This window comes from Candidatus Thermoplasmatota archaeon (assembly GCA_035541015.1).
Taxonomy (GTDB): domain Archaea; phylum Thermoplasmatota; class SW-10-69-26; order JACQPN01; family JAIVGT01; genus DATLFM01.
Genome location: DATLFM010000089.1, coordinates 1 through 20,891 on the forward strand (window position 1 = coordinate 1; position 20,891 = coordinate 20,891).

At 69.6% G+C, this 20,891-nt stretch carries 25 protein-coding genes; 12 read left to right on the plus strand and 13 right to left on the minus strand.

Going from position 1 to position 20,891, the window contains the following annotated elements:
- Window positions 1-236, minus strand: a 236-nt coding sequence (locus tag VM681_07975; GenBank protein ID HVL87921.1) for a hypothetical protein, incomplete at its 3' end; no start/stop codon positions are given.
- 117 nt (window positions 237-353) lie between these two features.
- On the opposite strand from VM681_07975, the gene larE reads away from it, so the two are divergent.
- Entirely contained in the window at window positions 354-1,178 is an 825-nt protein-coding gene (gene larE / locus VM681_07980; protein ID HVL87922.1) for an ATP-dependent sacrificial sulfur transferase LarE, read from the plus strand.
- A 40-nt stretch (window positions 1,179-1,218) separates the two neighbouring features.
- A complete protein-coding gene (locus VM681_07985; GenBank protein ID HVL87923.1) occupies window positions 1,219-1,593 on the plus strand; it encodes a winged helix-turn-helix domain-containing protein in 375 nt (124 codons plus the stop codon).
- Window positions 1,594-1,632: 39 nt separating this feature from the next.
- On the opposite strand, the gene VM681_07990 is transcribed toward VM681_07985, so the two are convergent.
- On the minus strand, window positions 1,633-1,995 hold the full coding sequence (locus VM681_07990; protein HVL87924.1) for a DCC1-like thiol-disulfide oxidoreductase family protein: 363 nt from the start codon (window positions 1,993-1,995) through the stop codon (window positions 1,633-1,635).
- 138 nt (window positions 1,996-2,133) lie between these two features.
- Between VM681_07990 and VM681_07995 the strand changes: the two genes are divergently transcribed.
- Window positions 2,134-3,891 (plus strand): CocE/NonD family hydrolase, encoded by a 1,758-nt coding sequence (locus VM681_07995; GenBank protein ID HVL87925.1) that lies wholly within the window; start codon window positions 2,134-2,136, stop codon window positions 3,889-3,891.
- 62 nt (window positions 3,892-3,953) lie between these two features.
- Window positions 3,954-4,817, plus strand: coding sequence for a hypothetical protein (locus tag VM681_08000; protein ID HVL87926.1), 864 nt, complete (start codon window positions 3,954-3,956; stop codon window positions 4,815-4,817).
- On the opposite strand, the gene twy1 is transcribed toward VM681_08000, so the two are convergent.
- Window positions 4,814-5,965, minus strand: coding sequence for a 4-demethylwyosine synthase TYW1 (gene twy1 / locus VM681_08005; GenBank protein HVL87927.1), 1,152 nt, complete (start codon window positions 5,963-5,965; stop codon window positions 4,814-4,816). The genes VM681_08000 and twy1 overlap by 4 nt on opposite strands.
- A 122-nt stretch (window positions 5,966-6,087) precedes the next feature.
- On the opposite strand from twy1, the gene VM681_08010 reads away from it, so the two are divergent.
- Complete coding sequence (locus VM681_08010; protein HVL87928.1) at window positions 6,088-6,729, plus strand: hypothetical protein; 642 nt, start codon at window positions 6,088-6,090, stop codon at window positions 6,727-6,729.
- A gap of 25 nt (window positions 6,730-6,754) precedes the next feature.
- On the opposite strand, the gene VM681_08015 is transcribed toward VM681_08010, so the two are convergent.
- From VM681_08015 to VM681_08040, 6 genes are read right to left on the minus strand one after another with little or no spacing between them, the layout of a single operon-like run.
- Entirely contained in the window at window positions 6,755-7,252 is a 498-nt protein-coding gene (locus VM681_08015; protein HVL87929.1) for a hypothetical protein, read from the minus strand.
- Window positions 7,253-7,284: 32 nt separating this feature from the next.
- Window positions 7,285-7,818: a tRNA (cytidine(56)-2'-O)-methyltransferase gene (locus VM681_08020; GenBank protein ID HVL87930.1), complete on the minus strand. Its 534-nt coding sequence runs from the start codon at window positions 7,816-7,818 to the stop codon at window positions 7,285-7,287.
- 39 nt (window positions 7,819-7,857) lie between these two features.
- Window positions 7,858-9,651: a hypothetical protein gene (locus VM681_08025; protein HVL87931.1), complete on the minus strand. Its 1,794-nt coding sequence runs from the start codon at window positions 9,649-9,651 to the stop codon at window positions 7,858-7,860.
- Window positions 9,652-9,706: 55 nt separating this feature from the next.
- Complete coding sequence (locus VM681_08030; protein ID HVL87932.1) at window positions 9,707-10,201, minus strand: ArsR family transcriptional regulator; 495 nt, start codon at window positions 10,199-10,201, stop codon at window positions 9,707-9,709.
- A gap of 56 nt (window positions 10,202-10,257) precedes the next feature.
- Window positions 10,258-10,977 carry a DUF120 domain-containing protein gene (locus VM681_08035; protein HVL87933.1) on the minus strand — a complete coding sequence of 240 codons (720 nt, stop codon included), beginning with the start codon at window positions 10,975-10,977 and terminating at the stop codon, window positions 10,258-10,260.
- A gap of 13 nt (window positions 10,978-10,990) precedes the next feature.
- Window positions 10,991-11,236, minus strand: coding sequence for a hypothetical protein (locus tag VM681_08040; GenBank protein ID HVL87934.1), 246 nt, complete (start codon window positions 11,234-11,236; stop codon window positions 10,991-10,993).
- 110 nt (window positions 11,237-11,346) lie between these two features.
- Between VM681_08040 and VM681_08045 the strand changes: the two genes are divergently transcribed.
- Complete coding sequence (locus tag VM681_08045; GenBank protein HVL87935.1) at window positions 11,347-12,393, plus strand: NOG1 family protein; 1,047 nt, start codon at window positions 11,347-11,349, stop codon at window positions 12,391-12,393.
- A 41-nt stretch (window positions 12,394-12,434) separates the two neighbouring features.
- Here the strand turns inward: VM681_08045 and VM681_08050 are convergent, their stop codons facing one another.
- Window positions 12,435-13,373, minus strand: coding sequence for a hydroxyacid dehydrogenase (locus VM681_08050; protein ID HVL87936.1), 939 nt, complete (start codon window positions 13,371-13,373; stop codon window positions 12,435-12,437).
- 60 nt (window positions 13,374-13,433) lie between these two features.
- Here VM681_08050 and VM681_08055 point away from each other — a divergent pair, with 60 nt between their 5' ends.
- Window positions 13,434-14,150: a translin family protein gene (locus tag VM681_08055; GenBank protein HVL87937.1), complete on the plus strand. Its 717-nt coding sequence runs from the start codon at window positions 13,434-13,436 to the stop codon at window positions 14,148-14,150.
- A 2-nt stretch (window positions 14,151-14,152) separates the two neighbouring features.
- Here the strand turns inward: VM681_08055 and VM681_08060 are convergent, their stop codons facing one another.
- From VM681_08060 to VM681_08070, 3 genes are all read right to left on the minus strand, one after another.
- The gene (locus VM681_08060) at window positions 14,153-14,710 is read right to left on the minus strand and encodes a YbhB/YbcL family Raf kinase inhibitor-like protein (GenBank protein ID HVL87938.1); all 558 of its coding nucleotides are present in this window, start codon (window positions 14,708-14,710) and stop codon (window positions 14,153-14,155) included.
- 9 nt (window positions 14,711-14,719) lie between these two features.
- On the minus strand, window positions 14,720-14,887 hold the full coding sequence (locus tag VM681_08065) for a hypothetical protein (GenBank protein HVL87939.1): 168 nt from the start codon (window positions 14,885-14,887) through the stop codon (window positions 14,720-14,722).
- Between the two features lie 65 nt (window positions 14,888-14,952).
- Window positions 14,953-15,846: a complex I NDUFA9 subunit family protein gene (locus VM681_08070; GenBank protein HVL87940.1), complete on the minus strand. Its 894-nt coding sequence runs from the start codon at window positions 15,844-15,846 to the stop codon at window positions 14,953-14,955.
- Between the two features lie 51 nt (window positions 15,847-15,897).
- Here VM681_08070 and VM681_08075 point away from each other — a divergent pair, with 51 nt between their 5' ends.
- The 5 genes from VM681_08075 to VM681_08095 form a co-directional block, all read left to right on the plus strand.
- Window positions 15,898-17,568 carry a hypothetical protein gene (locus VM681_08075; GenBank protein HVL87941.1) on the plus strand — a complete coding sequence of 557 codons (1,671 nt, stop codon included), beginning with the start codon at window positions 15,898-15,900 and terminating at the stop codon, window positions 17,566-17,568.
- Window positions 17,569-17,591: 23 nt separating this feature from the next.
- Window positions 17,592-18,533: an aspartate carbamoyltransferase gene (pyrB, locus tag VM681_08080; protein ID HVL87942.1), complete on the plus strand. Its 942-nt coding sequence runs from the start codon at window positions 17,592-17,594 to the stop codon at window positions 18,531-18,533.
- Window positions 18,530-18,988, plus strand: a complete 459-nt coding sequence (pyrI, locus tag VM681_08085; protein ID HVL87943.1) for an aspartate carbamoyltransferase regulatory subunit — start codon at window positions 18,530-18,532, stop codon at window positions 18,986-18,988. The genes pyrB and pyrI overlap by 4 nt, the downstream gene beginning before the upstream one ends.
- A gap of 6 nt (window positions 18,989-18,994) precedes the next feature.
- Window positions 18,995-19,939: a Calx-beta domain-containing protein gene (locus VM681_08090; GenBank protein ID HVL87944.1), complete on the plus strand. Its 945-nt coding sequence runs from the start codon at window positions 18,995-18,997 to the stop codon at window positions 19,937-19,939.
- A gap of 23 nt (window positions 19,940-19,962) precedes the next feature.
- The coding region (locus VM681_08095) for a choice-of-anchor D domain-containing protein (GenBank protein HVL87945.1) at window positions 19,963-20,891 on the plus strand (929 nt) is incomplete at its 3' end.

Sequence of the window (20,891 nt, forward strand, 5' to 3'; positions counted from 1 at the left end):
ACGCGCTGGAGGGGCGCTTGCGCGAGGAGCTGCAAGGCGTTGTCGGCAAGGGCAAGCGGCGTTCCCGCGATGGAGCGCGTGGGCACGGCAAGCGTTGCGGCCGGCGGCGCGGCCTCCTGCGGCAAGCCGTGAAGGGCGCCCTGAGCAAGCGTCTCGGCGCCATCGGCCGAAACCGACGGCAAGGCGAGAGCGGCAAGCGCGAGAGCGAGTGCGGCGACGGAAAGCAGCTTCGGCAACCTTGCTCCTCCGCTGTGCGCGTCCCCGTTTGCGGGACTCGCCATCAAGGTATTGGATACCTAATCTAACCTAGGGTGGAGCCTATTTAAACGATCGAACGCTTCGGGCCCTGGATCATGGCCGTTCAAGACCGGCTTTCCGAGCTTCTGTCCCTTTTTGAAGGGCAAGGCCGCGTGGTCGTGGGGTACTCGGGCGGGGTCGACAGCGCACTCCTGGCGGCGGCCGCTACCCGGACCCTCGGCCGGGAAAACGCGGTGGCCGTCACGGTCGATTCGGAGAGCCTGCCTCGGTCCGAGCTTGCGACCGCCTGCGAGAGCGCGCGGGCGATGGGGCTTTGGCACGAGGTCGTGCGCACAAGCGAGCTTGCAAACCCGCGCTACGCGGAGAACCCAGTCAACCGCTGCTACTTCTGCCGTGAGGAGATGAGCCGCGTGCTCCTCGACGCCGCGGGACGATGGCAGGCGACGCGCGTGGCCGTGGGCGTGAACGCCTCGGACCTGCGCGAGTGGCGCCCAGGCATCGCCGCCAGCCGCGCGGCGGGATTGTGGATGCCGCTTCTGGATCTGGGCCTCGGGAAGGACGACGTGCGGGCGCTTGCGCGCGCCATGGAGCTTCCGGTCGCCGACAAGCCAAGCATGGCCTGCCTCTCCTCGCGCATCCCCTTCGGCGAGACGATCACAGTCGAGAAGCTCGCGCGCGTGGAGCGCGCGGAGGCGGCGCTTCGGGCGCGCGGGTTCGCGCAAGTGCGCGTGCGCTCGCACGGCGACGTGGCGCGCGTCGAGGTCGAGCCGCACGAGCTTGCGCGCGCGCGGCGCGCGGGCGCGGAGATCGAGCGGGACTTGCGCGCGGCGGGCTTCGCGTTCGTGACGCTCGACGCGAAAGGGTACCGCAGCGGCAGCCTCTCCGAGGCGCTCGTCGTCGAAAAGGAAACCTTCAAGTGAGCGCACGAGCTTGCCTTTTCTTGCCCGAGGAGGGGATGCCTTGGCGGAACAAGCGGCAGGTTCGACGAAGCTCGTCGTGGAAGGGCTTGACAAGATCAATCTCGTGACGGAGAAGACGCGTCACGCGATCCTGGAGATGCTCGTCGACGGCGCGATGACGAGCCGCGCGATCTCGCAACGTCTCGCGATCAGCCAGCAGCTCGCGTACCATCACCTCCAGAAGCTCATCGGCGCCGGCCTCGTGCAGGTCTCCGGCGTCGACCGCCGCGGCAACAAGGAAGTGTACTTTTACTCGGCCGTCGCGGAGGAGTTCTGCTTCCGCATCCCCGACATCCGCGCGAAGGCCCCTCGTGGCGTCGTGCCCGCCAAGGTCGAGGCCATGGTTCCCGTCTCGGGGATTCCATCCAGCAATTGATTCGAACTTGTTCGATTTCCATTAACTGGTATAGTGGTATCAGCCGTGCAGGATGTTGGCGAGCACCCGGTATCCACGCCGAATCACGCGCCGCACGGTCTGGAACCGCTCGAGCACCGATAGGGGCTGGAAAAGCGTCGAAAGGACGGCGAGAACGGCGTCGCCGCCCGACAGGAGGACGCCCTCGCGCACCACGTGCACGGAGCTTCCCAGACCCTCCCGGGTGAGGTCGTGCCCCCTCGATTCGAGAGCCGAGAACCCCGTGAGCTTGATGCGCCCGCGCAGGTCCCACTTGCGCACGCTGCCGGCGGCGAAGCGACAAGCCCGGCAGCGGTCGTCGTACAGGAGCTCCGCCTCGGGAGGCCGTAGCGGCTCTTGCGGGCGTTCGTCGTGGCGGGGCAACGGGGGGCGCACGGAGCGGGCAAGATAAAGCGGTTGCCTTGCGCGCTTGCGCCGTTGGCGCGAGGGTGCCTCCGCCGCCGGCTTGGCGAAGACGGGCCCGCGAAAGCTTAAGACGCCGGTCGCTCCCTTGGACCCGCGATGTCGCAGCGGACGCTTGCCGTCCTGGCCCTTGTCGCCCTCGTCGCGGCAGGTTGTGTCGGTCCCACCGAGACCGTGGCCCCTGCGGACACCCAGTCGTCCCTCGATCGGGCTGGGCTTTCCGTCGAACGTTTCCTGGCCTTGCCCGGCCAGAGCCTCTGGATCCCGGCGTCCAGCGACGGAACCGAGCTCCACGTCCGGCTGTTCCTCCCCGATCTCTCGTCCGATTCCGATTGGAGGGCCCCGACGCTCCTTGTCATGAGTCCGTACTTTGCGCCGGCCTCGCGCGAGGATCCCGACGACACGGCAAGCCCGCCCGGCTACTTCCGCTACAAGTGGCTCCTCGAGAACTTCGTGCCGCGCGGGTACGCGGTGGTGTTCGCCGACGTGCGAGGGACGGGGGAGAGCGGCGGATGCCTCGAGCAGACGGCCACGCTCCAATCCCAGGACGGCTACGATCTCGTGGAGTGGATCGCCGCGCAGCCTTGGAGCAATGGGCGCGTGGGCATGTTCGGGAAGTCGTACGACGGCGAGACGCAGCAGGCAACGGCAACGCTCGCGCCGCCGCACCTCACGACGATCGTCCCCGTGAGCAGCGTGAGCGGCCAGTACGAATGGAACTTCTACGACGGCGTCCCGTACACGCTCCACAACTTCTTTGGCAACTTCTTCTACGGCACGGGCGAAGGCATGGACCCGCCCTCGAGCGTCCAGGGCTGGCGCAACTACGGGTCGCGGCCGCTGTGCCAGCCGGAGATGTTCGTCCACGGCCTCGACACAAGCGGCGACTGGGACGAATATTGGGAGGTGCGGGAGTTCCGCAAGAGGGCCGACGACGTGCGCGCAAGCGTCCTCTACGTGCACGGTCTTCAGGACTGGAACGTGAAGCCCGTGGCGATCCGCGACTGGTTCGACCGCATCCCCTCGGAGAAGCGCGCCGTTCTCGGACAGTGGGCGCACGACTACCCGGAGGAGAACCGCTTCCGGCCGGAGTGGAGCCGCCCCGACTGGCGCGAGCTCGTCCACCGCTGGTACGATCACTGGCTCCTTGGCCTCGACAACGGCATCCTCGATGACCTTCCGCCCGTGCAGGTGCAGGATTCGTCGGGGACCTGGCGCCGCGAAGCGGCCTTCCCGCCCGCCGACGCCGCTTCGTTCGCGCTCCACTTCGCGCCCGGCGCGCTCGTCCTCGAGCCCCCGCCTGCGTTCGAGCCCCTCTTCTTCCGCGAGAACATCGAAGCGTTCGCGCGCTCCGCCGGCGCGCCCGTGCCCACAGTGCCCCCTCCGGTCGCTCCTCCCAACGAGGCGCTCGTGTTCGAGAGCGATCCTCTTTCCCAGACGATCCACGTCAGCGGATGGCCCACGGTGACGTTCCGGTTCACGGTCGTCGATTCGCTCACCGGCGGGACCGACCCCCACTTCGCCTTCGTCCTGTACGACGTGAGCCCCGACGGGAAGGCCCAATGGATCAACCGGGGGTACCTGTCCGCGCGCCACCGCGACGGCGTGGAGAACCCCAAGCCCACGCCCATGCGCGAGCCGATCGACTACACGGTTCGGTTCTTCCCCGCGGACACCGTCGTCGAGGCGGGGAACCGCCTCCGCCTCGTCCTTTCCGGCAGCGACGGTTGGACGCAGCCGGAGGGAAGCTTCTGGGCGGGCGTCGTCGAATCGGGCACCCTTTCGCTCCCCGTCGTCGAGCGGGACTGGAACGCCGTGCGTCTTCCCGTCGAGTTTGGCGAGCCCGTCAAGAGCTAGGTTGGCCCGGTCGTAGGATGCAACCAGAAGCTTTTCGACCCGCCCGTGGGCAGGGGAAGGGCATGAAGGCAGCCATTCCGCTCCTTGTCGGCTTTCTGCTCGCCGGTTGCGTGTCGCCGCAGGCGCCCGAGGAGGTCGCCCCTTCGTCCCAGCCGCCCGTCGAGGAGTCGCCCGAGGTCTTCGCGCCCGGTTGGCCCTCCCTCGCCGACGCCCGGATCCGCCCGGGCATCCAGATCGGAACCTCTTCGAATCCGCTCTCGGCGGTCCGCCCGATCAGCCAATGCACGGCCAACTTCCTGTTCCGCAGCCTCGACAACCGGTCGCTGTACCTTGGGACGGCGGCGCATTGCGTGGACGACCTTGCCGTGGGAGACTCGTACCCGCTGCTTCGGGGCGCGGCGAGCGCGACCGTCGCGTACGTGAGCTTCCACACGATGAAGGAGATCGGCGAGACCGACCGCGTGGCAAGAGACGACAACGACTTCGCTCTCCTGCGCATCGACGACGAGCACCGCCTCCTTGCCCACCCGGCCATGCTCCACTACGGCGGTCCGGTCGCGCTTGCCGATAGCTCGTCCGTCGGCAACGGCGAGCGCGTGCGCTTCTACGGCAACTCGGACTTGCGGCAGGATGCCGATCCGCTGTCGCCCCACAGCGGCTGCGTGGTCAACTCCAATCCGTGGGCGATCGAGTTCGCAAGCCCGTACCCCGGCATCTTCGGGGATTCGGGAAGCGGCGCGCTTGCCGCCGACGGGGCCGCCCTTGGGGTCGTGATCACGCTGCGCGTGGGCTCCGGCGGGACCTCCAATGCGCTCATGCGCTTGGACGCCGCACTCGGCTACGCGCGCGAGCACGCGGGCGTCGAGGTGGAGCTTGTGACGTGGGAATCCCTCTCCGAGCTCGCGCTCCCCGAGTGGCCTTGCTAGGGCTCGGCCCGCAAGCGGGCGTTCGCCCCGCCGCCGCAGCCTCCGCCGCACGCGTGGTCCGCCGAGCCGTCGTGCTCGTGCACGACGTGGAGGTGCTCGTCGGGTGCCGCGCCAAGACCGGTCGGGGAGCCGATGGCGAGCTCGGGGATGCCCGTCTCCGAGGGCGTCCGATCGCGCGGGGGGGTCGAGCCAAACACGGGCTGGCTTCGCGGGTCCTCCCACAAGAACTGCGGCGAACCCGGACGCTTCAGGAGGACGACCCGCGAGTCGCGGCGCTCCCCCGCGAGCTCGTAGCCGAGCGCGGCGCGGATCGTCTGGGCAAACGCGAGGACCTCCTCGTGCAGGGGCACGTTGTCCCAGGTCATGCGCTCGCGCGAGTAGCCCACGTATTCGTAGGCCTTGCATTCGATGAAATCCGGCTGCGCCCGCGCGTCCATGCGCGCGAACGTTCCGGCCGCGTGCGCGTTCCAACCCTTGATGACCGTGTGGCGCACGACCGTGCGGCTGCGCGCGCGGAGCGCCGGCAGCATGCGGAGCGTCTCGTTGAGCTTCTCCCAGGCGCGCGGCGTCGTGGGCACGCCCAGGCGGTGGAAGGTGACCTCGTCGGGGCTGTCGAAGGAGACGTACAGCTGCGTGGGCGGAGGATCGAGCTTGGCGAGGACCTCCGGCGTCGTCCCGTTCGTCACGAGGTACGTGGTGATGCCGCGGGCGTGGCATTCGGCGAGGAAGCCCGAGAGGTACGGGTAGAAGGTGGGCTCGCCGGTCAGCGAGATGGCCACGTGCTTGGGGCTTTGGCTCTCGAGCCAGCGCGCCGGCGACACGCGGGAATCCCCCTTGGCGCCCGTCAGGAGGAGGTTCTGCTGCCGGATCGATTCGTCCAGGACGAACCGAGGTTCGTCGAAGGGCCCTTCGACCTGACGCTCCCATCCTTGGTAGCGCCAGCAGTACAGGCACGTCTTGTTGCAGTACGTGGCCATCGGCGTCATTTGCAGGCAGCGGTGGCTCTGGATGCCGTAGAACGTGTTCTTGTAGCAGCCGCGGCCGGCGGCAAGCTGCTCCTTGGTCCACTTGCACACCTTGACGGCGCTGTGGTTCCCCACGACGCCGTACTGCTGGTGCTCGAGGACCTTCCGCAGCTCGTCGTCCATCGGGTCGCGCCAACGAGGGAGGGGAGGATAAAGCTTGGGCCACGCCGCGTGCCGGGCCGGTCAACGGGCGTGCAAGACGGAGGCCGGGCGGACAAGAACCCTTAAATCGTAGGCCCCCCGAATTGCGCATCGGGATTGCCGTGCCGTTTGCCAAACGTCCGCTCGCCGTGCTGTCCGTCGCCCTGCTCGTGCTGCCGCTTTCCACGCTGGCTTCGCAGGTCGGCGTCGCCGGCCCCTTCGGGGCGGCCGAGGCCTCCGCAGCGACGTGCCGCGAGGGCAGCTCCTACACCTACGTGTACAGCGGCAGCCGCTCGTTTGCCGCCGTTCCGCCGACGGGCGTCCCGCCCACCACGGCAGACCCGAACCTCGGCAAGCCGGGCGCCCAATGCGCATCGTGGACCCTCGCCGTCACCGAGCACGCGAACACGGTCGCGCGCTACCAGATCGAGATCGCCGATTCGAGGGGCGTGAAGTACGTTTGGGACCGCTACACGCTCGGATCGGCCGACGAGACGGTGTACAACATCGAGAGCAGCACGCTCACGCACACGAACTTCCTCGTCTACTGCTCGCTGTTCGTGCCGCGCGCAAGCGGGTCCGGCCAGACGTGCGGGATCGCGCCGGGCACGATGTTCGGCGGGACCTGGACGGTGCGCGTGATCGTGTGCGCGCTTGCGACGACCGCGCAGTGCCTGCCGCCCGGCGACGGGCACGGCTACGGCGTGGCCACCGGCGGCGTGGACTTCACAATCACGGTGTTCTAGAAGGCGACGGAGGCGCCGGCGCGCCCTAGCCTTCCTTGAGCTCCTTGATCTTGTCCTTGAGCTCCGCCTTCACCGGGCTTTGCTCCTCGAACGCAAGCGGTGACTCGCACGACGGGCAGGCGAAGTTGACCTCGATCGCCTTCGCGTAGTCGAAGCGCCCGTGGCCCTTGGGGCAGTCGAAGAAGCGGTGCTCCTCCTCGAACTTGAGCTCGCCCTCGAGCTTCTCGAGCTCCCGCTTCTTGCGGAGATCCATCGCGTGCCGCGCGTTGGGAAGCGACAGCTTCCAGTGGAACGTCTGCCACCCGGTCTCCTTGTCCTTCTTCTGCTGGTACTCGGCCGCCCGCGCCTCGTAGAGCGCGTAGAGCACCTTGCGCACGTGGCTTGGCTTCTCGCCGGTGCGCTCGCTGATCTCGGTGTCCGTAGCCTCGCCCAGCTCCTCCAGGAGCTTGGCAAGGCGCAGCCCCTCCTCGCCGGCGTGCTCCTCGATGTACGCGGCAAGTTCCTTGTCGCGTCCGAGCTTCATCCTCCGGGCAAGCGCGGCGCCGGAGCTTAAAGCTATTCGGACGGCTCCGCGTTGGACGTTTCGCCGCCGGCGGGGACCACGCGCTTGCCGCGCGCGCTGGGCTTCACCTCGATCTCCCCGAAGAACCGCTTGTGGAGGCCCTCGGGCCGGAGGGTGTGCAGCAGCACCGCGAGCGCCGCCACCTCCGAATGCGGCTGGTGACCCACGGCCAGGTTGCGATTGGCCTTCGCGTACAGCTCGCCCGGGACCTTCTCCGCTCCCACGACCACGAGGACGTCCTTGCCGCGAAGCGCGGGAACGGCTTGCTCGAAGGGTTCGCCGTACATCGTCAGGTGCACGACGGTTCCCGGGAAGGTCCGCACGACCTCCCGCCAGGAAACGCCCGCCTCGATCTCGAACGGGCCGCCGAACCGGCGCGTCACGTCGCGCACGCTGTCCACGACCGAGGCGTCCCGCGTGGTGAGGAGAACCCGGTCGGCGCCAAAGGCCCGCGCCACGAGGCACACGTGCGTGGTGATCCGCGCGTCGCGGACGGGCCGGTGCCCCAGGCGAAGGACCCAGATCATCGGCCCTAGAGCCGGCCCCGGCACAAAAAGACGTGCGGCCTACGGGCCGACCGCACCGATCCTTTGGGCTAGGTCCTCGGCGATCCGGCCGCGCGCGAACGGCGACAAGACGTGCCCGGTGTGCGTGGAATCGAGGAGGAGGTCGAAGGATCCGCCCAACGCGGCCGCGCGCTCGCGAAGGGCGTCCACGTACGTGCGGTGGGACACGCCCGCGAAGCAGCAAGGGTCGAACTGGTTCAGGATCGCGCGTTGAGCCCGTTCCGGCCCGACGGCGCCCAGGACCGCAAGGTCGAGGTAATCGGCGATGCGGTAGAGCGCCGGGAGCGTTTGTTCGTAGTCGCCGCACGGATCGCCCAGGAGGAGACACACGTAGAGCGGCTGCGCGCCGGCCACGGGGTAGCTCGCCTGGATGCGCGGGTCGATCGCCGCGGCCAGCACGGTCGTCCAGCCGCCGCCCGACAATCCCGTCATGGCGACAAGACGGAAACCTTCGCGCAGCGCGAGGTTCACGCCGGCCACGACGGGCTCGACGAAGAACCGCACGGGGGACGCCTCCTCGTCGGGCAGGAAGCGGAAGCGGTCGTGGCGCGTGAGGTTCACGAGGCCAAAGCCCGGGACCTCGACGATCGGGCGCGGGTTCTTCCCCGTAAGCGGCATCGAGAACGCCATCACGGCGTACCCTTGCTCCAGGAAGAACGCGATCGTTTCCCTCGCCTTGGCCGACCAGAAGCCCGCGTCCTCGTGCCCGCTGTGGTAGACGAGGAAGGCGCCGTTTGCCTGCAGCGGCCGGAAGAGGTACGCCACCGAGTCGAGCGAGAACTCCATGGACAAGGTGTACTCGTCGATCCTCGCAAGGTTGGGCATGCCGTCGAACGCCTCGTCCCGCACGCCCGTGCGAACCGCGTCGAACTCCCGATCCATCGGAAGACCGCCTTGGTCCCACAGGAACGCGACAAGCTTTGCGCGAAGCGCCTCCACGTCGCCGGCCTGTGCAACGCGCAGGCGGGCCGCCGCGTCCACCTGCAGGAGCCTTGCGTCCACGACGCACCGCGACTCCCTGCCGCGACAAAGGCCAACCGAGAGATCGGGGAACGCGGCCTCGTCGAGGACGTGGAACTCGGCCTCGCGCGCCAGCTCCCCGCGCCACACGAGCCGCAGGAGGTAGGCGCCCGTGGGCAGCGGCTCGACCGTGTCAAGGGCGAAGGTGAGCACCCCGGGCTCGTCCTCCTGCGTCCCGTCGCCCACGGCGACCGGGCGGACCAGCAGAAGCCGGCCGCCGCTCCAAAGCTCGACCGTGACCGCATCGTTTGCCTGCACGCCCGCGTAGGCCGCCGCCACGGCCACAACGCGCGTGCCGGAGGGAAACGCGAGCGGGGCGTACGGCGGACTCTGCGCGCCGGGGAACTGCAAGGGACCAAAGCCGGGAAGGAGCCGGAACTCCTCGGCCGCCAAGAGCGCATCCGCCCACACGATCTCGAGCCGATAATCGCCGGGCGAAAGCACCCCCGCGACGGGAAACGCGATCTCGACGAGCCGCTGGCCCCGCTCGGGCGGCAGGACCGCCTGCGAGGCCACCACCTCGCCGTCGCGCACAAGCCGCGCGCCCCCGCGGCCCTCGGTGGGGACCGCAGAAGCGTCGAGCACCGCCACGAGCGTGCCCGTCACCGCCGGCGCCACGCCCACGATGCGGACCCGCACGCCCGCGTCCTCGTAGTACGCGGCAAGGCCCCGCGCCGCCGACGAAGGAGGCTCGGCGCAGCCGGCCAGGGCGGGAAGCAGCAGGAGCGCGGTCGCAACGATGGCTCTCGCCGGGTCCCCGGTCCCCCGTCGCATGGGTCGCCAGGGCCGGCATCCGCCTTGGGATTTTCGAAGCGGACTCGGGGCCGAACTAGTCGGGCCGGCGCACGATGAGATGCCCCCGGAGGTCGAGCCTCCGCGAGCGCTTGACGAGGCACTGCAGGCGCACGAGCGGCGTGTTGAGCTTCTCCGACACCATGCGCACGAGCGCGCCCTCGCCCGCCGCCAGCTGCCAGATCTCGCCCTCGGCCTGGGCGAACTCGTCGCGGCCCATGGAGGCGACACCGATGATCTCCCCCATCTCCTGCACGGGCACCGTGCATGCGAGCTGCACCGAGGCGTAGTAGCTGCGGAAGAACTTCGTGGCGGCGCCGTCGACCGATTCCCACTTCGTCTCGACGATGCGCGCCTTCTCGAAGCCCTCCAGCACCTCCACGGCCGAAGGCCCGTGCCGGACGGCGATCGAAGCCGCGCTGTGCCATTCGACGGCCACGTCGCGGAAAACGGCTCGCTTGAGCGGCGAATCGAAGAGGCGAAGAAGCGGCACGAGGTCGCTTGGATCGGAGACGACCTTGACTCGTTTCACACGGGGAGTAACGGTGTCTCCGCCTTCAAGGTTTACCCCGTCCGGCGTAGGACGCTTCAGGGCGCAGCGAGCGCGGGGCGCGAGGGCGCCCTCGTTGCGGTCGGCTCGACCGCGAGGAGCACCTCGTCGCCGTCCTTGAGGTTGAGCTTGTCGCGAAGCTTGTACGGCGAGACGACCTCCAGGATGCCCTCGTGGTGGCTGCGGGCCGGAAGCACCACGGCGCACGGGACGCCCTGGATCGAGGCCGAGAAGCACTTCACCGCGCCGAAGGTCCGATTCTCGTCGGTGAACTCCGGGACCGCGAGGCCCTCGCGCGCGCGCAGCTCCTGCAGGCGGTCGAGGTCGGCGCCCGAGAGGCGCAGGTTCAACGTGCCCGGATGCGGCTCGAAGCCAAGCAGGCGCTGGAACGCGTCGCGGTAGCCCCGGCGGGACATGTAGTACTGGCCCTCGCCCAGGCCCGCCACGAGCGTGCCGCGGAACGCAAAGCCGGCCGTCGAGCGCTCGAAGATGAGCTTGTAGTCGGCCGCTTCGCGCCGCAGGATCTCCACGCCGGATGGCGAGAGGCGCAGCAGCTGGCGGCGCATCCCCATGCGGCGGACGATCAAGCCTTTGTGCAAGAGGTCGAGGATGCGTCGCGAGGCGGTCTGCTGGCTCATCCCAAGCTGCTTGGCAAGCTCGCCGCTTGAGATGGCCACGTAGTTGTCCACGCCCCCGAGCTTGGCCAGGGCCTTCAGCATGAGGACGTCGTCCGGAGTCTCGCGTTCGCGCAGGGTCATCATTCTCTCACCGTCACGTCTTCAGCAGGTCCTGCCGTCGCAGGTCGGCGGCGACACGCTCGCCTTCCTCCGTCAGCACGTACCCGCTTGGGTCCCTCCGCACGAGCTTCTCGGCCTCGAACTCTCCGAGCACCCGCTCGACGGCGGGCGCAAGCAGGCGGTGCTTCTTCGCGATGCGCACGGGGTCCTTCTCCCCGCTTGCAAGCTCGACGAAGACCGCTTGCCGATTCTTGTCCGAGACCACAAAGCCCGCTCCCACGCAAGCACCGCGACCATCGAAGGCGTTACTCGCTTTTAAGGTGTGGGAACGCCCGGGCGAACACACAAACGGGCATATCTTCTTAACGTCGGCCCGGGGTACGCGCGGCCATGACGGGCGACGAGGCGGACGGCTCGGACGCCAAGGCGCCCACGGCGCCGCTTCCGCGCTTTGCGCGCATCCCCACCGTGCTCTCAGCCGACGAGCTCCTCGACAAAGCCTTCCGTCGCTCGGGAAAAGTGGGCGAGATGAAGGGCGACGCGGAGGAGAAGTCGCGCTCCCGCGAAGGCTCGCGCATCCGCGCCGTCGGCGACACGCTCTCCGCGAGCCTCCAGCGCTACGAGAAAGCCTTCCCTTCGTTCGAGAACCTCCCGCCGTTCTACCGCGACCTCGCCGCGCTTCTCCTCGACGTCGACCGCGCGCGAAAATCGCTCGGCGCGCTGCGCTGGGCCCGCGAGCAGACCGAGCGCGTGCAGAAGACCGAGCTTCGGCGCCTCAAGGCCGCGTCCCTTTCCGATCTCGGGCGCGTCCGTCTCTCCGCGCACGGGCGAATGGCAAGCGTGGTGAAGCAGGTGCGCGGCGACCTCGAATACTTGAACGAGGTGCGGCACGCGCTCCGCAAGCTTCCCACGATCGACCCCGAGACGCCCACGGTCGTCGTGGCCGGCTACCCGAACGTGGGCAAGTCGAGCCTCGTGGCGGCCATCAGCACCGCCGAGCCCGAGATCGCGCCCTACCCCTTCACGACCAAGGGCATCGTCGTGGGCCACTTCACCCACCGACGCATCGCGTACCAGATCGTCGACACGCCCGGCCTCCTCGACCGCCCCCTCGAGGAGCGAAACGACATCGAGCGCCAAGCCGTGCTCGCGCTTCGCCACCTCGCCGACGTGCTCGTCTTCCTCCTCGACCCAAGCGAGCACTGCGGCTACCCGATCGAGCGCCAGCTCGCGCTCCTCGCGGAGGTCAAGCGCGAGCTTGCCGTGCCCGTCATCGAGGCCGAGACGAAAGCCGACGTCAAGGCGACCGGCAGCGGGCGCGTCGCCGTGAGCGCGGTCGAAAAGAAAGGTCTCGACGCGCTCCTTCGCGCCATCGACGAGGCCGTCGGCGGCGACACGGGGCTGCCGCCGGCGCGCAAGAAACGCTCGCTTGCGTGAAGCACGTCGATGTATACGTACGTATACGAATGTATACGTCCTCAGACGACGCGGAAGTCCGCCGTCTCGCCGCGCAGGACCTTCAACACCTGCTCGGCCACGATGCGCCCCGCGGCGGCCTGCGCCTCGCGCGAGTTTGCGCCAACGTGCGGGGTGAGGATGACGTTGGGCAGGCGCGCAAGCGGGGAATCGGGCGCAAGCGGCTCGGTCGAGAAGACGTCGAGCCCCGCGCCGGCGATGGCGCCCGACTCCAGCGCCATCGCAAGCGCGGGCTCGTCCACGACGCCGCCGCGCGAGAGGTTGAGCAGGATGGCCGTGCGCTTCATGAGCGCGATGCGCTTGCCGTCGAGGAGGCCCTTTGTCTCGGGCGTGAGGGAAACGTGCACGGAGACGACGTCCGCGTCCTCGAGGAGACGTTCGAGCGAGTCGACCTTCTCGACGTTCATGCGCCGCGCGGCGTCGGCCGACACGTACGGGTCGTAGGCAAGCGCGCGCATGCCAAACGCGCGCGCAAGCTCGGCCACGCGCGAGCCGATGCGTCCCACGCCGACGAGGCCCAGGGTCTTCCCGGCGAGCTCCCATCCCTCCGAGCCCTTCTTCTCCCAGCGCCCCTGCCGCATCGCGCCGTCCAGGCGCGCGATGCCGCGCGCAAGCGCAAGCGCGTGGCCGACGGCAAGCTCGGCCACCGCGTTTGTGGCGGCCGTCGGCGCGTTGACGATGGCGATGCCTAGCTCCTTGGCGGCGGCCGTGTCGACGTTGTCGACGCCCACGCCCGCGCGGCCGACGACCTTGAGCCTCCCGCCGGCGGAGAGCACCTCGCGCGTGACCTTCGTGCGCGAACGCACGACGAGCGCCTCGTAGCCGGCCATGGCGCGCGGCAGCGCCACGGCGTCGAGCTCCTCGACCACGACCTCGTGCTCCTTGCGGAGGAGCTGCACGCCGGAGTCGTGGATGGGGTCGGTCACGAGCACGCGGGCCATGGGGGGCGGCATGCGCGCCGCAAGCGTAAGTATTTGCCGCGAAGCGCGGCTTTCGCGCCGATGCCATCGCTCGACGCGGTCGCGCGCAAGCTCCGGCGGAGCCTCGACGAGAAGGACCGGCAACGCGAACGCGCGTTGGCGGCGTGCCGGGAGGTGCAGCGCGACGCGAAGCTTGCCATCAAGCGAATCCACCGCGGCGAGGATCCAAGCCCGCTTCTGGACGCCACGCTGCGCCGCGCCCGCGTCCTCGGACGCCAGTTGGCCCGGCACCCGGAGGTCGAGGCCATGCGGTTTGTGGGGGAGATGCAGGAGGAACTCGCCGAGGCCGTGCTCGTGCGGGCGCTTCTCGAAAAGCGGCCGCTTCCCGACCCGTCGGAACTTCCGGTGACCCCCGAGGCGTACCTCCTTGGCATGGGCGACGCGATCGGGGAGCTGCGGCGCGCATGCCTGGACCGGATCCGGCGGGGCGACGACGCGGGGGCGCAGCGCGTGCTGCGCCAAATGGAAGAGCTCTTCAGCACGCTCGTCCAATTCGATCATCCGGCGGCGGTCGCCGACGTCCGGCGCAAGCAGGATGTCGCCCGCGCCCTCGTGGAGCGCACGCAGGGCGAGGTGGCCGTCGCGGTCGGAGGCCGTCGTTTGGAGAAGAAGATCGAGGACCTGTCGTCGATGCTCGACGAGTTGGAGGGCCGCAAGCCAAGCCGCAAGGGCAAGGGCCGGGGCCAGGGCAAGGGCGGCGAGGACCTCGACGTGGACTCCGCGTGGGGCTCGCGGTAGCGTCAACGCTTCGCGTACGTTCCGACGAGCTCGCCGCGCGCAAGCACGCGTCCTTCGAGCGCCTCCAGAAGCGCGTCGCGCGATGCGCCGGTGGGCAAGTCCAGAAGCTCGCGCGTCGCGTACACCTTGAACACGTAGCGGTGCGTTCCGCTGGGCGGGCAGGGCCCGCCGTAGCCGATCTTTCCGAAGTCGTTTGCGCCCAGCCGCGCGAAGCGGGAGAGGTCCTCGTCGCCGGCGATGGCGGCCTTGGTGGCGGGGATGTTCCAGGCAAGCCAGTGCGTGAACGTCCCGCCGGGAGCGTCGGGATCGTCCATGACAAGCGCAAGCGCGCGGGCGGCGCCCGGGACGTTGCGGAACGAGAGCGGCGGCGAGACGTCGTCGCCCTGGCAGGTGTAGCGTGCCGGGATCGAGGCGCCCTCCTCGAAGGCCGAGGAAGCGACCACGATCTGCTTGGGAGCGGTGTCGACGCCCTGCATGGAGACTCCTGCGCAGCCGGCCAGCGGCAGCGCGAGCAGGACCGTGGCGGCGGCGATTGCGAACGGGACGCGCGGCGCTTTCATGCTTGCGTCCTACCCGACCGTGGCGGGCGCGCCCTCGCGCCAGCCGTGCCGGACGCCGTCGAGGTCGACGACCTCCCGCGTAAGCTTGCGGCAGGACAGGCAGCGGAAGCCCTCGAAGCCGGGACGGTCGCCGCGGTGGGCCTCCTCCGGCGTGACGACGGCTTTCTCGATTCGCACGGGCAGGAACGACGCGGTTTGCTTGCAGGACGGGCACGCGGCGCGGAAGGCGACCGCCGGCCGCGTCAGAACATCGCCTCCAGCGCCTGGTCGAGAGTGCGCGGCGCGAAGCCAAAGTGCTTCTCGACGCTGATGGTGGAGGTGACGTGGTCCGCGCGCAGGAGCTCGTCGATCTCCCCGGAGGTCACGTCGGGCTTGCGCTGCAGGAGGGCCATCGCGCCGGCGCCGAAGTTGGCAAGCGAGTGGGGAAGGTGGAACTTCGCGCGCTTGCGGCGGAGGCGCCGCATGACGGCGTCGAGGATCTGGTCGTAGGTGAGCTGTTCGGGGCCCCCCAGATCGATCGAGCGCCGGGCGTAGTCGGGCTGCGTGGCGGCGAGGCGAACGCACTCCGAAAGGTCGCGAACGTCCAGGGGCTGGAGCTTCACGTTGCCGTCGCCGGGCACGGGCACAAGCGGCAGCGAGCGCACCTGCCGGGCCCACACGTCGAAGGCGGGATGACCGCGTCCGGCCAGGAGGCTTGGCCGCAGGATCGTGGCCGCCGGGAACTCCTTCCGCACGGCGTCCTCGCCTCGCCACTTGCTGTCGGCGTAGGGGAACGCGGGGTTGGCCACGACGCCAAGCGCCGAGACGTGCACGAGCCGCGGAACGCCTTCCTGCGCGCACGTCCGCGCGACGTTGCGCGCGCCTTCCACGTTCACGGCCGAGAAGGTTTGGCCTTCCGCGGGCGCCTCGCGCAGGATCGCAACGAGGTTGACGACCGCGTCGGCGCCCCGGACGAAGTCGCGAAGCGTTTCCGGCTTTCGGACGTCTCCCTGCTTCCAGCCGGCGCCCAGCGCCTCCAAGGTCTGGCCGTCGGCGGGATCGTGGACGAGCCCCCGCACGGCCTCGCCCTTCTCGAGAAGGTGCCAAACGAGGTGCCGTCCCACGAAACCGGCGGCGCCGGTGATCGCAATCGCCACGCGCCGACACCGGAGCGAATTCCTATAAACCCTGCCGCCGTTGCGACGCCCATGCGGGTTGCCCGCGTCACCGCTTGCGGCCTGGCGTTCCTGGCGTTGGCGGGCATTCCGCTGCTGCCCGGCGCGCAGTCCCAATCGGGGCTCACGGCCGACCTCCTTTCCTTTGCGTCCTCATACGGAGTCGAGCGTTGGAAGGACGAGCCGGCGCGCGACGCGGCTTCGCTGGGGCCGCCGGCGCTGGGGGGCCTTGGCGTGTACGAGAACCCGTACTTCGTGCCCGGCCGCGTGCACGACGGGCCCGACGGCGTGTTCCTGGGGCTCAACCTCACCGCGCGCATCGTCGTGCGGGGTCCCGACGGCCAGCCGCCCGCGCCCACGCAAAACCTCGTCGTGCGCGCGTCCATCCCCGTGGCCGGCGGCGAGATCCCGGCCAAGATGGCGCGTCTTGCCGCGTTCGAGTTCCAAGCCGAATTCGACCTCGACGGCGAGAACGGGCGGGACTTCCCGGCGCTCTTTGCCGGCCCGCACGCCATCGAGGCCGAGATCCTCGAGATACCCGCCGATCCGCTCGGATTGCCGCAGCGCGTGGGGCGCTCGACGCTTTCCTTCTCCTTCTTGCCCGGATCGCTTGGCGTCCTTGCGCACGCGCTGCCCGAATCGATCCTTCCTGGCTTGGCCGACGTCGGCCCGGGCAACCGCACGGCCGTGGCAAGCGCGACGGTCTCCCCGCGCGAGCCCCTGCCCGTGGCCGTTTCGTTCCCGGGCGCGGCCGGCGCGCAGGTGGAGATCGCCGCGTTCGAAGGGCCCCGCCGCACGCTCGTGCACCGCGGCGCGCTCGACGCAAGCGGGGCAACGACGGTCTCCTTCGCTCCCGCGACGGCGCTGGGGCAAAACGCAAGCGGGCTTCTCGTCCTCGAGGCGCACCTCGTCGGCGAGGGCCGCGCCGCCGGGGGCGTCACGGTCGCCGTTCCCGCGTCGGATCATCCGGTGCGCGTGGCCGCCATCCAATTCGTGCCGCGCGGGGTTGCGGGCCAGCCCGTCTCGCAGGTCGACACCGTCCAGTTCACCGTGCGCGACCCGAACCCGAGCCCGCTTTCCGCGAGCAAGCGCGGCACGCTCTACGTGCTCGACCGGACGGGCGAGGTCGCGGCCAACGCCGAATTCTCGCCGACCGGGTTCCTCCCGGGGTCCGCGGGCCGCACGGCGTCGGTGCCGGCGCCTTCGATTCGGGCCATGGGCGGGACGAGCTACCGCGTCGCGGCCCTGCTGTTCGACGCGCAGGATCGCTTCTATGGTCTTGCCACGGCCGTCCGGGGCTTCTCCGTGCTGGTGCAGCCGCCGGAGGCGCGCGCGGACGAGCCCTCCGAGCTTCGCGTCACCGTGCGCAACCACAACAACAACCTCGATCTCGAGCGCGACGACGGGCTCGCCTTGAGCGCCGTCGTCCTCGTGTCCGGCCTGGCCGGCGCCGCGCACCGCGAAGACGTGGCGCTCGACGAGGGCCAGGAGCGCATCGTGACGATCCCGTTCCAGGCGGCGGCGGGCTACTACGCCGTGCAGGTGAACGTCACGGCGGGCGAGCTTGCCCACGGCGAGGAGGCTGCCTTCCGCGTGGCCGCCCGGGGCGGTCCCTTCGAGGGCCTGCCCGCGCCCGGCGGCGCGCTTGCCGCGGCGGCCCTTGCCGCCGGCGTCCTCCTGCGGACGCGCCGCGAAAGGCTTTAGCGGGCGGAGCGTTTGCCGGACCCATGAAGGCCGGAGGCCTTGCCGGGCGGCACGTCGTGCATGCGGGAGACCTTTCCGTCGAGGAGATCGTCCGCGTGCTCGACGAGGCCGAGCGCATGCTGCCCTTTGCGCGCGGCGAGAAGCCGACGCGCGCCGCGCAAGGCCGCGTCCTGGGCGCTCTTTTCTTCGAGCCCTCCACGCGCACGCGCCTTTCCTTCGAGGCGGCCATGGCGCGCCTGGGCGGGACCTCCCTGGGCTTTGCCGAGCCGGGGGTCTCCAGCGTCTCCAAGGGCGAAACGCTTGCCGACACCGTGCGCGTGGCAAGCCAGTACGTCGACGCCATCGTGCTGCGCCACCAGCACGAGGGCGCCGCGCGGCTGGCCAGCAAGTACAGCCGCGTGCCGGTCGTAAACGGCGGCGACGGCGCCGGCCAGCACCCCACCCAGACCCTGCTCGATCTCTTCACGATCCGCCGCGAGAAGGGGCCCATCGAGAAGCAGCGCGTGGGGATCGTGGGCGACCTCAAGTACGGCCGCACGGTGCACAGCCTGGCGCACGCCCTGTCCCGCTTCGGCGCCGAGATGGTCTTCGTGGCCCCGCCCACGCTGCAGATGCCCAAGGACGCGCTCGAGAGCCTGCGCGAGATGAACGCGAGGTTCACGACCGAGTCGAGCCTGGAGAAGGTGGTCGGCGGCCTCGACGTCGTGTACGTGACGCGCATCCAGCGCGAGCGGTTCCCCGATCCCGAGGAATACAACAAGGTCGCCGGGACCTACCGCATCGACGCCGAGCTTCTTGCCAAGGCCAAGAAGGGGACGATCGTCCTTCACCCGCTTCCCCGCGTCGGCGAGATCGCGCCCGAGGTGGACGTGACAAGCCACGCGAAGTACTTCGAACAGGCGTTCTACGGCGTGCCCGTCCGCATGGCGCTTCTCTCCTTGCTCATGGGGGTCGAGGTCGCATGAAGGAGCTCAAGGTCACGCCCATCCGCAACGGCACGGTCATCGACCACATCAACCCGGGCATGGCGCTCAAGGTCCTGCGCATCCTCAAGCTCCCCAAGCCCGAGACGCGAAGCTCCATCACCGCCGCCCTCAACGTGCCGAGCAAGAAGGGCGGCAAGAAGGACATCGTCAAGGTGGAGGACCGCGAGCTCGATCCGCGCGAGGTGGACAAGATCGCGCTCATCGCGCCCAAGGCCACGATCAACATCATCCGCGAGTACAACGTGGCCGAGAAGCACAACGTCCGCATCCCGCAGAACGTCACGGGCATCGTGCGATGCGGCAACCCGAACTGCATCACGAACCAGCAGGAGCCCGTTGCGCCCCAATTCTCGGTTGCCGCGACGGACCCGCCCCGCCTTCGCTGCCACTACTGCGACCGCGAATTGCAGGACGTGGCCGAACACATCGTGTGAGGCCCGATGGCGCAAGGGCGTCGGTACCCGTGGCTGCTTGGGGTGCTGGCGATTTTCACGCTGGGCGCGACGCCATTGGGAGAGCAAGCTCACGGCAGCCTTCAGGCGCAGCCGACGCCGCCGTCTGCGCCCTGCCCGCCGTCCCATCATGGATTCCGCCTCCAATCGGCCTACGTCCTTGCGAACCGAAGCGACGGACACGCGCGATTGGAGATCAAGCACGGGGGCAGCCCGACGCAGAAAGTTTCGTTGGTGGACTACGCGACCCGGGACGGTTTGGCCCGGGCGTCGGAGGATTACGAATCCACCTCCGGTACGCTCCGCTTTGCGCCAAACGAGAGCATTCACGTCGTGCGCGTGCCGTTGCTCCCCGGTCCGCCGACGGGCGGCAATCGCACGTTCGAGTTCGAGCTCTCCAACGCCCGCAACGAGGACGGGGCCACGAGGTGCCCGCAGAACCCGCCCGAGCTTTGGCCGCCTTCGAGCGCCTGGGTCCGGATCGTCGGCGAAGAGCAAGCGAACCGGCGGGAAGCGGCTCCCGCGGCAAGCGTGGACCCAGATGTCCTTCGGTTCGGCGAGGTGAGGGTGGGACGGGTGAGCGCTCCAAGGTCGTCCACGCTTGGCAACGGGGGCCCTTCGACGCTCTCCCTGCCGGAGCCGCAACTCGGGCCCGAATGGCGTCTTTCCCATGAGTGCGCCGCCGTGCCTCCGGGATCCGCCTGTTTGCTCAACTTCCGATTCTCGCCCGTCGCGGCCGGCGAGCGCTCGGCCCATTGGATCTACGACGATGGAACGCACTACCTCTCCATCGCCCTCCACGGCGTTGGAGTGTCGGCGGTCGACGATGGAGACAGCCCGGACCGTGGAGCAACACCTGGGTTCGAGTCGATCCTTGCGGGCCTTGCGATCGCCGTTGTCGCAATCGTCGCGGGCCGCAGCAAGCTTCATTGAGCATGGAACCGCTTGGGCCCCTCATGACGCGCACGACCTTCCACTCGCGTACGCGCGCGATCGTCGTCGCCCTTGCCCTTTCGGCAGGCGGCCTTGCGCTTGTCGCGCCGACGGCAACTGCGTGCGCGCACGGGCAACATACGTTCCAACTCACCGCGGCAACCTTCGAGGTCCTCGAATCGGCAGGGTCGGCCGAAATCTCCGTGACCTACACGGGCGACAATACGTGCGCGCCCGGCTCCGTGGACTGGTCCGCAACGGGCGGAACGGCGATGGCCGGCACGCATTTCTCGCCGTCGAGCGGCACGCTCGCCTTTCCGGCGGGAGGCGGAACGCTCGCGATCGTGCTGACCATCGTCGACGATGACGCAGACAACGCCGATCGTACGGTCGTCTTGGCTCTTTCCAATCCTCGCGACACGGCCGGCCAGCAGCCCGCCACGCTGGGCACGCCGTCGACCGCGACGCTCACCATCCTCGACGACGACGAGCCGCCCACGGGCGGGGACGGCGAGGACGGCGACGAGGGCGATGGCACGGGCGACGGCGGCGGCGAGGACGACGGAAGCGGCGACGACGGAACAAGCGGCAACGACGGGACTGACGGTGACGGGGGGACCGACGACGGCGCCAACGGCGACGGGGACGAGGGAGCCGGTGGCGACGGTGGACTCGCGCCCCTGGCCGAGTTCTCGCCTTCCACGCTCGCGTTTGGCGAGCAGGTCGTCGGCGGGACGAGCTCGCCGATGACCCTCCGCGTCGTGAACCGCGGCACGGCCGCCCTCGTCGTGCGGTTCGCCCTTGCTGAAAGCGAGTTCCCGGTCTCCAACGGCTGCGGGGCGCCCGTGGCGCCGCAGCAGTCGTGCCCGATCCACGTCTCGTTCCGCCCGGCCCAATCGGGCGAGCGGTCGGGCGCGCTCGTGGTCACGCACAACGCCACCGGCAGCCCGAC

Excerpts from the sequence above, each read along its gene's own strand:
- VM681_08055 (HVL87937.1), top strand. The coding sequence starts at position 13,434 with ATGCCATCGCTCGACGCGGTCGCGCGCAAGCTCCGGCGGAGCCTCGAC.
- VM681_08000 (HVL87926.1), top strand. The coding sequence starts at position 3,954 with ATGAAGGCAGCCATTCCGCTCCTTGTCGGCTTTCTGCTCGCCGGTTGC.
- twy1 (HVL87927.1), bottom strand. The coding sequence starts at position 5,965 with ATGGACGACGAGCTGCGGAAGGTCCTCGAGCACCAGCAGTACGGCGTC.
- VM681_07995 (HVL87925.1), top strand. The coding sequence starts at position 2,134 with ATGTCGCAGCGGACGCTTGCCGTCCTGGCCCTTGTCGCCCTCGTCGCG.
- VM681_08045 (HVL87935.1), top strand. The coding sequence starts at position 11,347 with ATGACGGGCGACGAGGCGGACGGCTCGGACGCCAAGGCGCCCACGGCG.
- VM681_08015 (HVL87929.1), bottom strand. The coding sequence starts at position 7,252 with ATGAAGCTCGGACGCGACAAGGAACTTGCCGCGTACATCGAGGAGCAC.
- VM681_08035 (HVL87933.1), bottom strand. The coding sequence starts at position 10,977 with ATGACCCTGCGCGAACGCGAGACTCCGGACGACGTCCTCATGCTGAAG.
- VM681_08020 (HVL87930.1), bottom strand. The coding sequence starts at position 7,818 with ATGATCTGGGTCCTTCGCCTGGGGCACCGGCCCGTCCGCGACGCGCGG.
- pyrB (HVL87942.1), top strand. The coding sequence starts at position 17,592 with ATGAAGGCCGGAGGCCTTGCCGGGCGGCACGTCGTGCATGCGGGAGAC.
- VM681_08025 (HVL87931.1), bottom strand. The coding sequence starts at position 9,651 with ATGCGACGGGGGACCGGGGACCCGGCGAGAGCCATCGTTGCGACCGCG.
- VM681_08090 (HVL87944.1), top strand. The coding sequence starts at position 18,995 with ATGGCGCAAGGGCGTCGGTACCCGTGGCTGCTTGGGGTGCTGGCGATT.
- VM681_08075 (HVL87941.1), top strand. The coding sequence starts at position 15,898 with ATGCGGGTTGCCCGCGTCACCGCTTGCGGCCTGGCGTTCCTGGCGTTG.
- VM681_08050 (HVL87936.1), bottom strand. The coding sequence starts at position 13,373 with ATGGCCCGCGTGCTCGTGACCGACCCCATCCACGACTCCGGCGTGCAG.
- pyrI (HVL87943.1), top strand. The coding sequence starts at position 18,530 with ATGAAGGAGCTCAAGGTCACGCCCATCCGCAACGGCACGGTCATCGAC.
- VM681_08060 (HVL87938.1), bottom strand. The coding sequence starts at position 14,710 with ATGAAAGCGCCGCGCGTCCCGTTCGCAATCGCCGCCGCCACGGTCCTG.
- larE (HVL87922.1), top strand. The coding sequence starts at position 354 with ATGGCCGTTCAAGACCGGCTTTCCGAGCTTCTGTCCCTTTTTGAAGGG.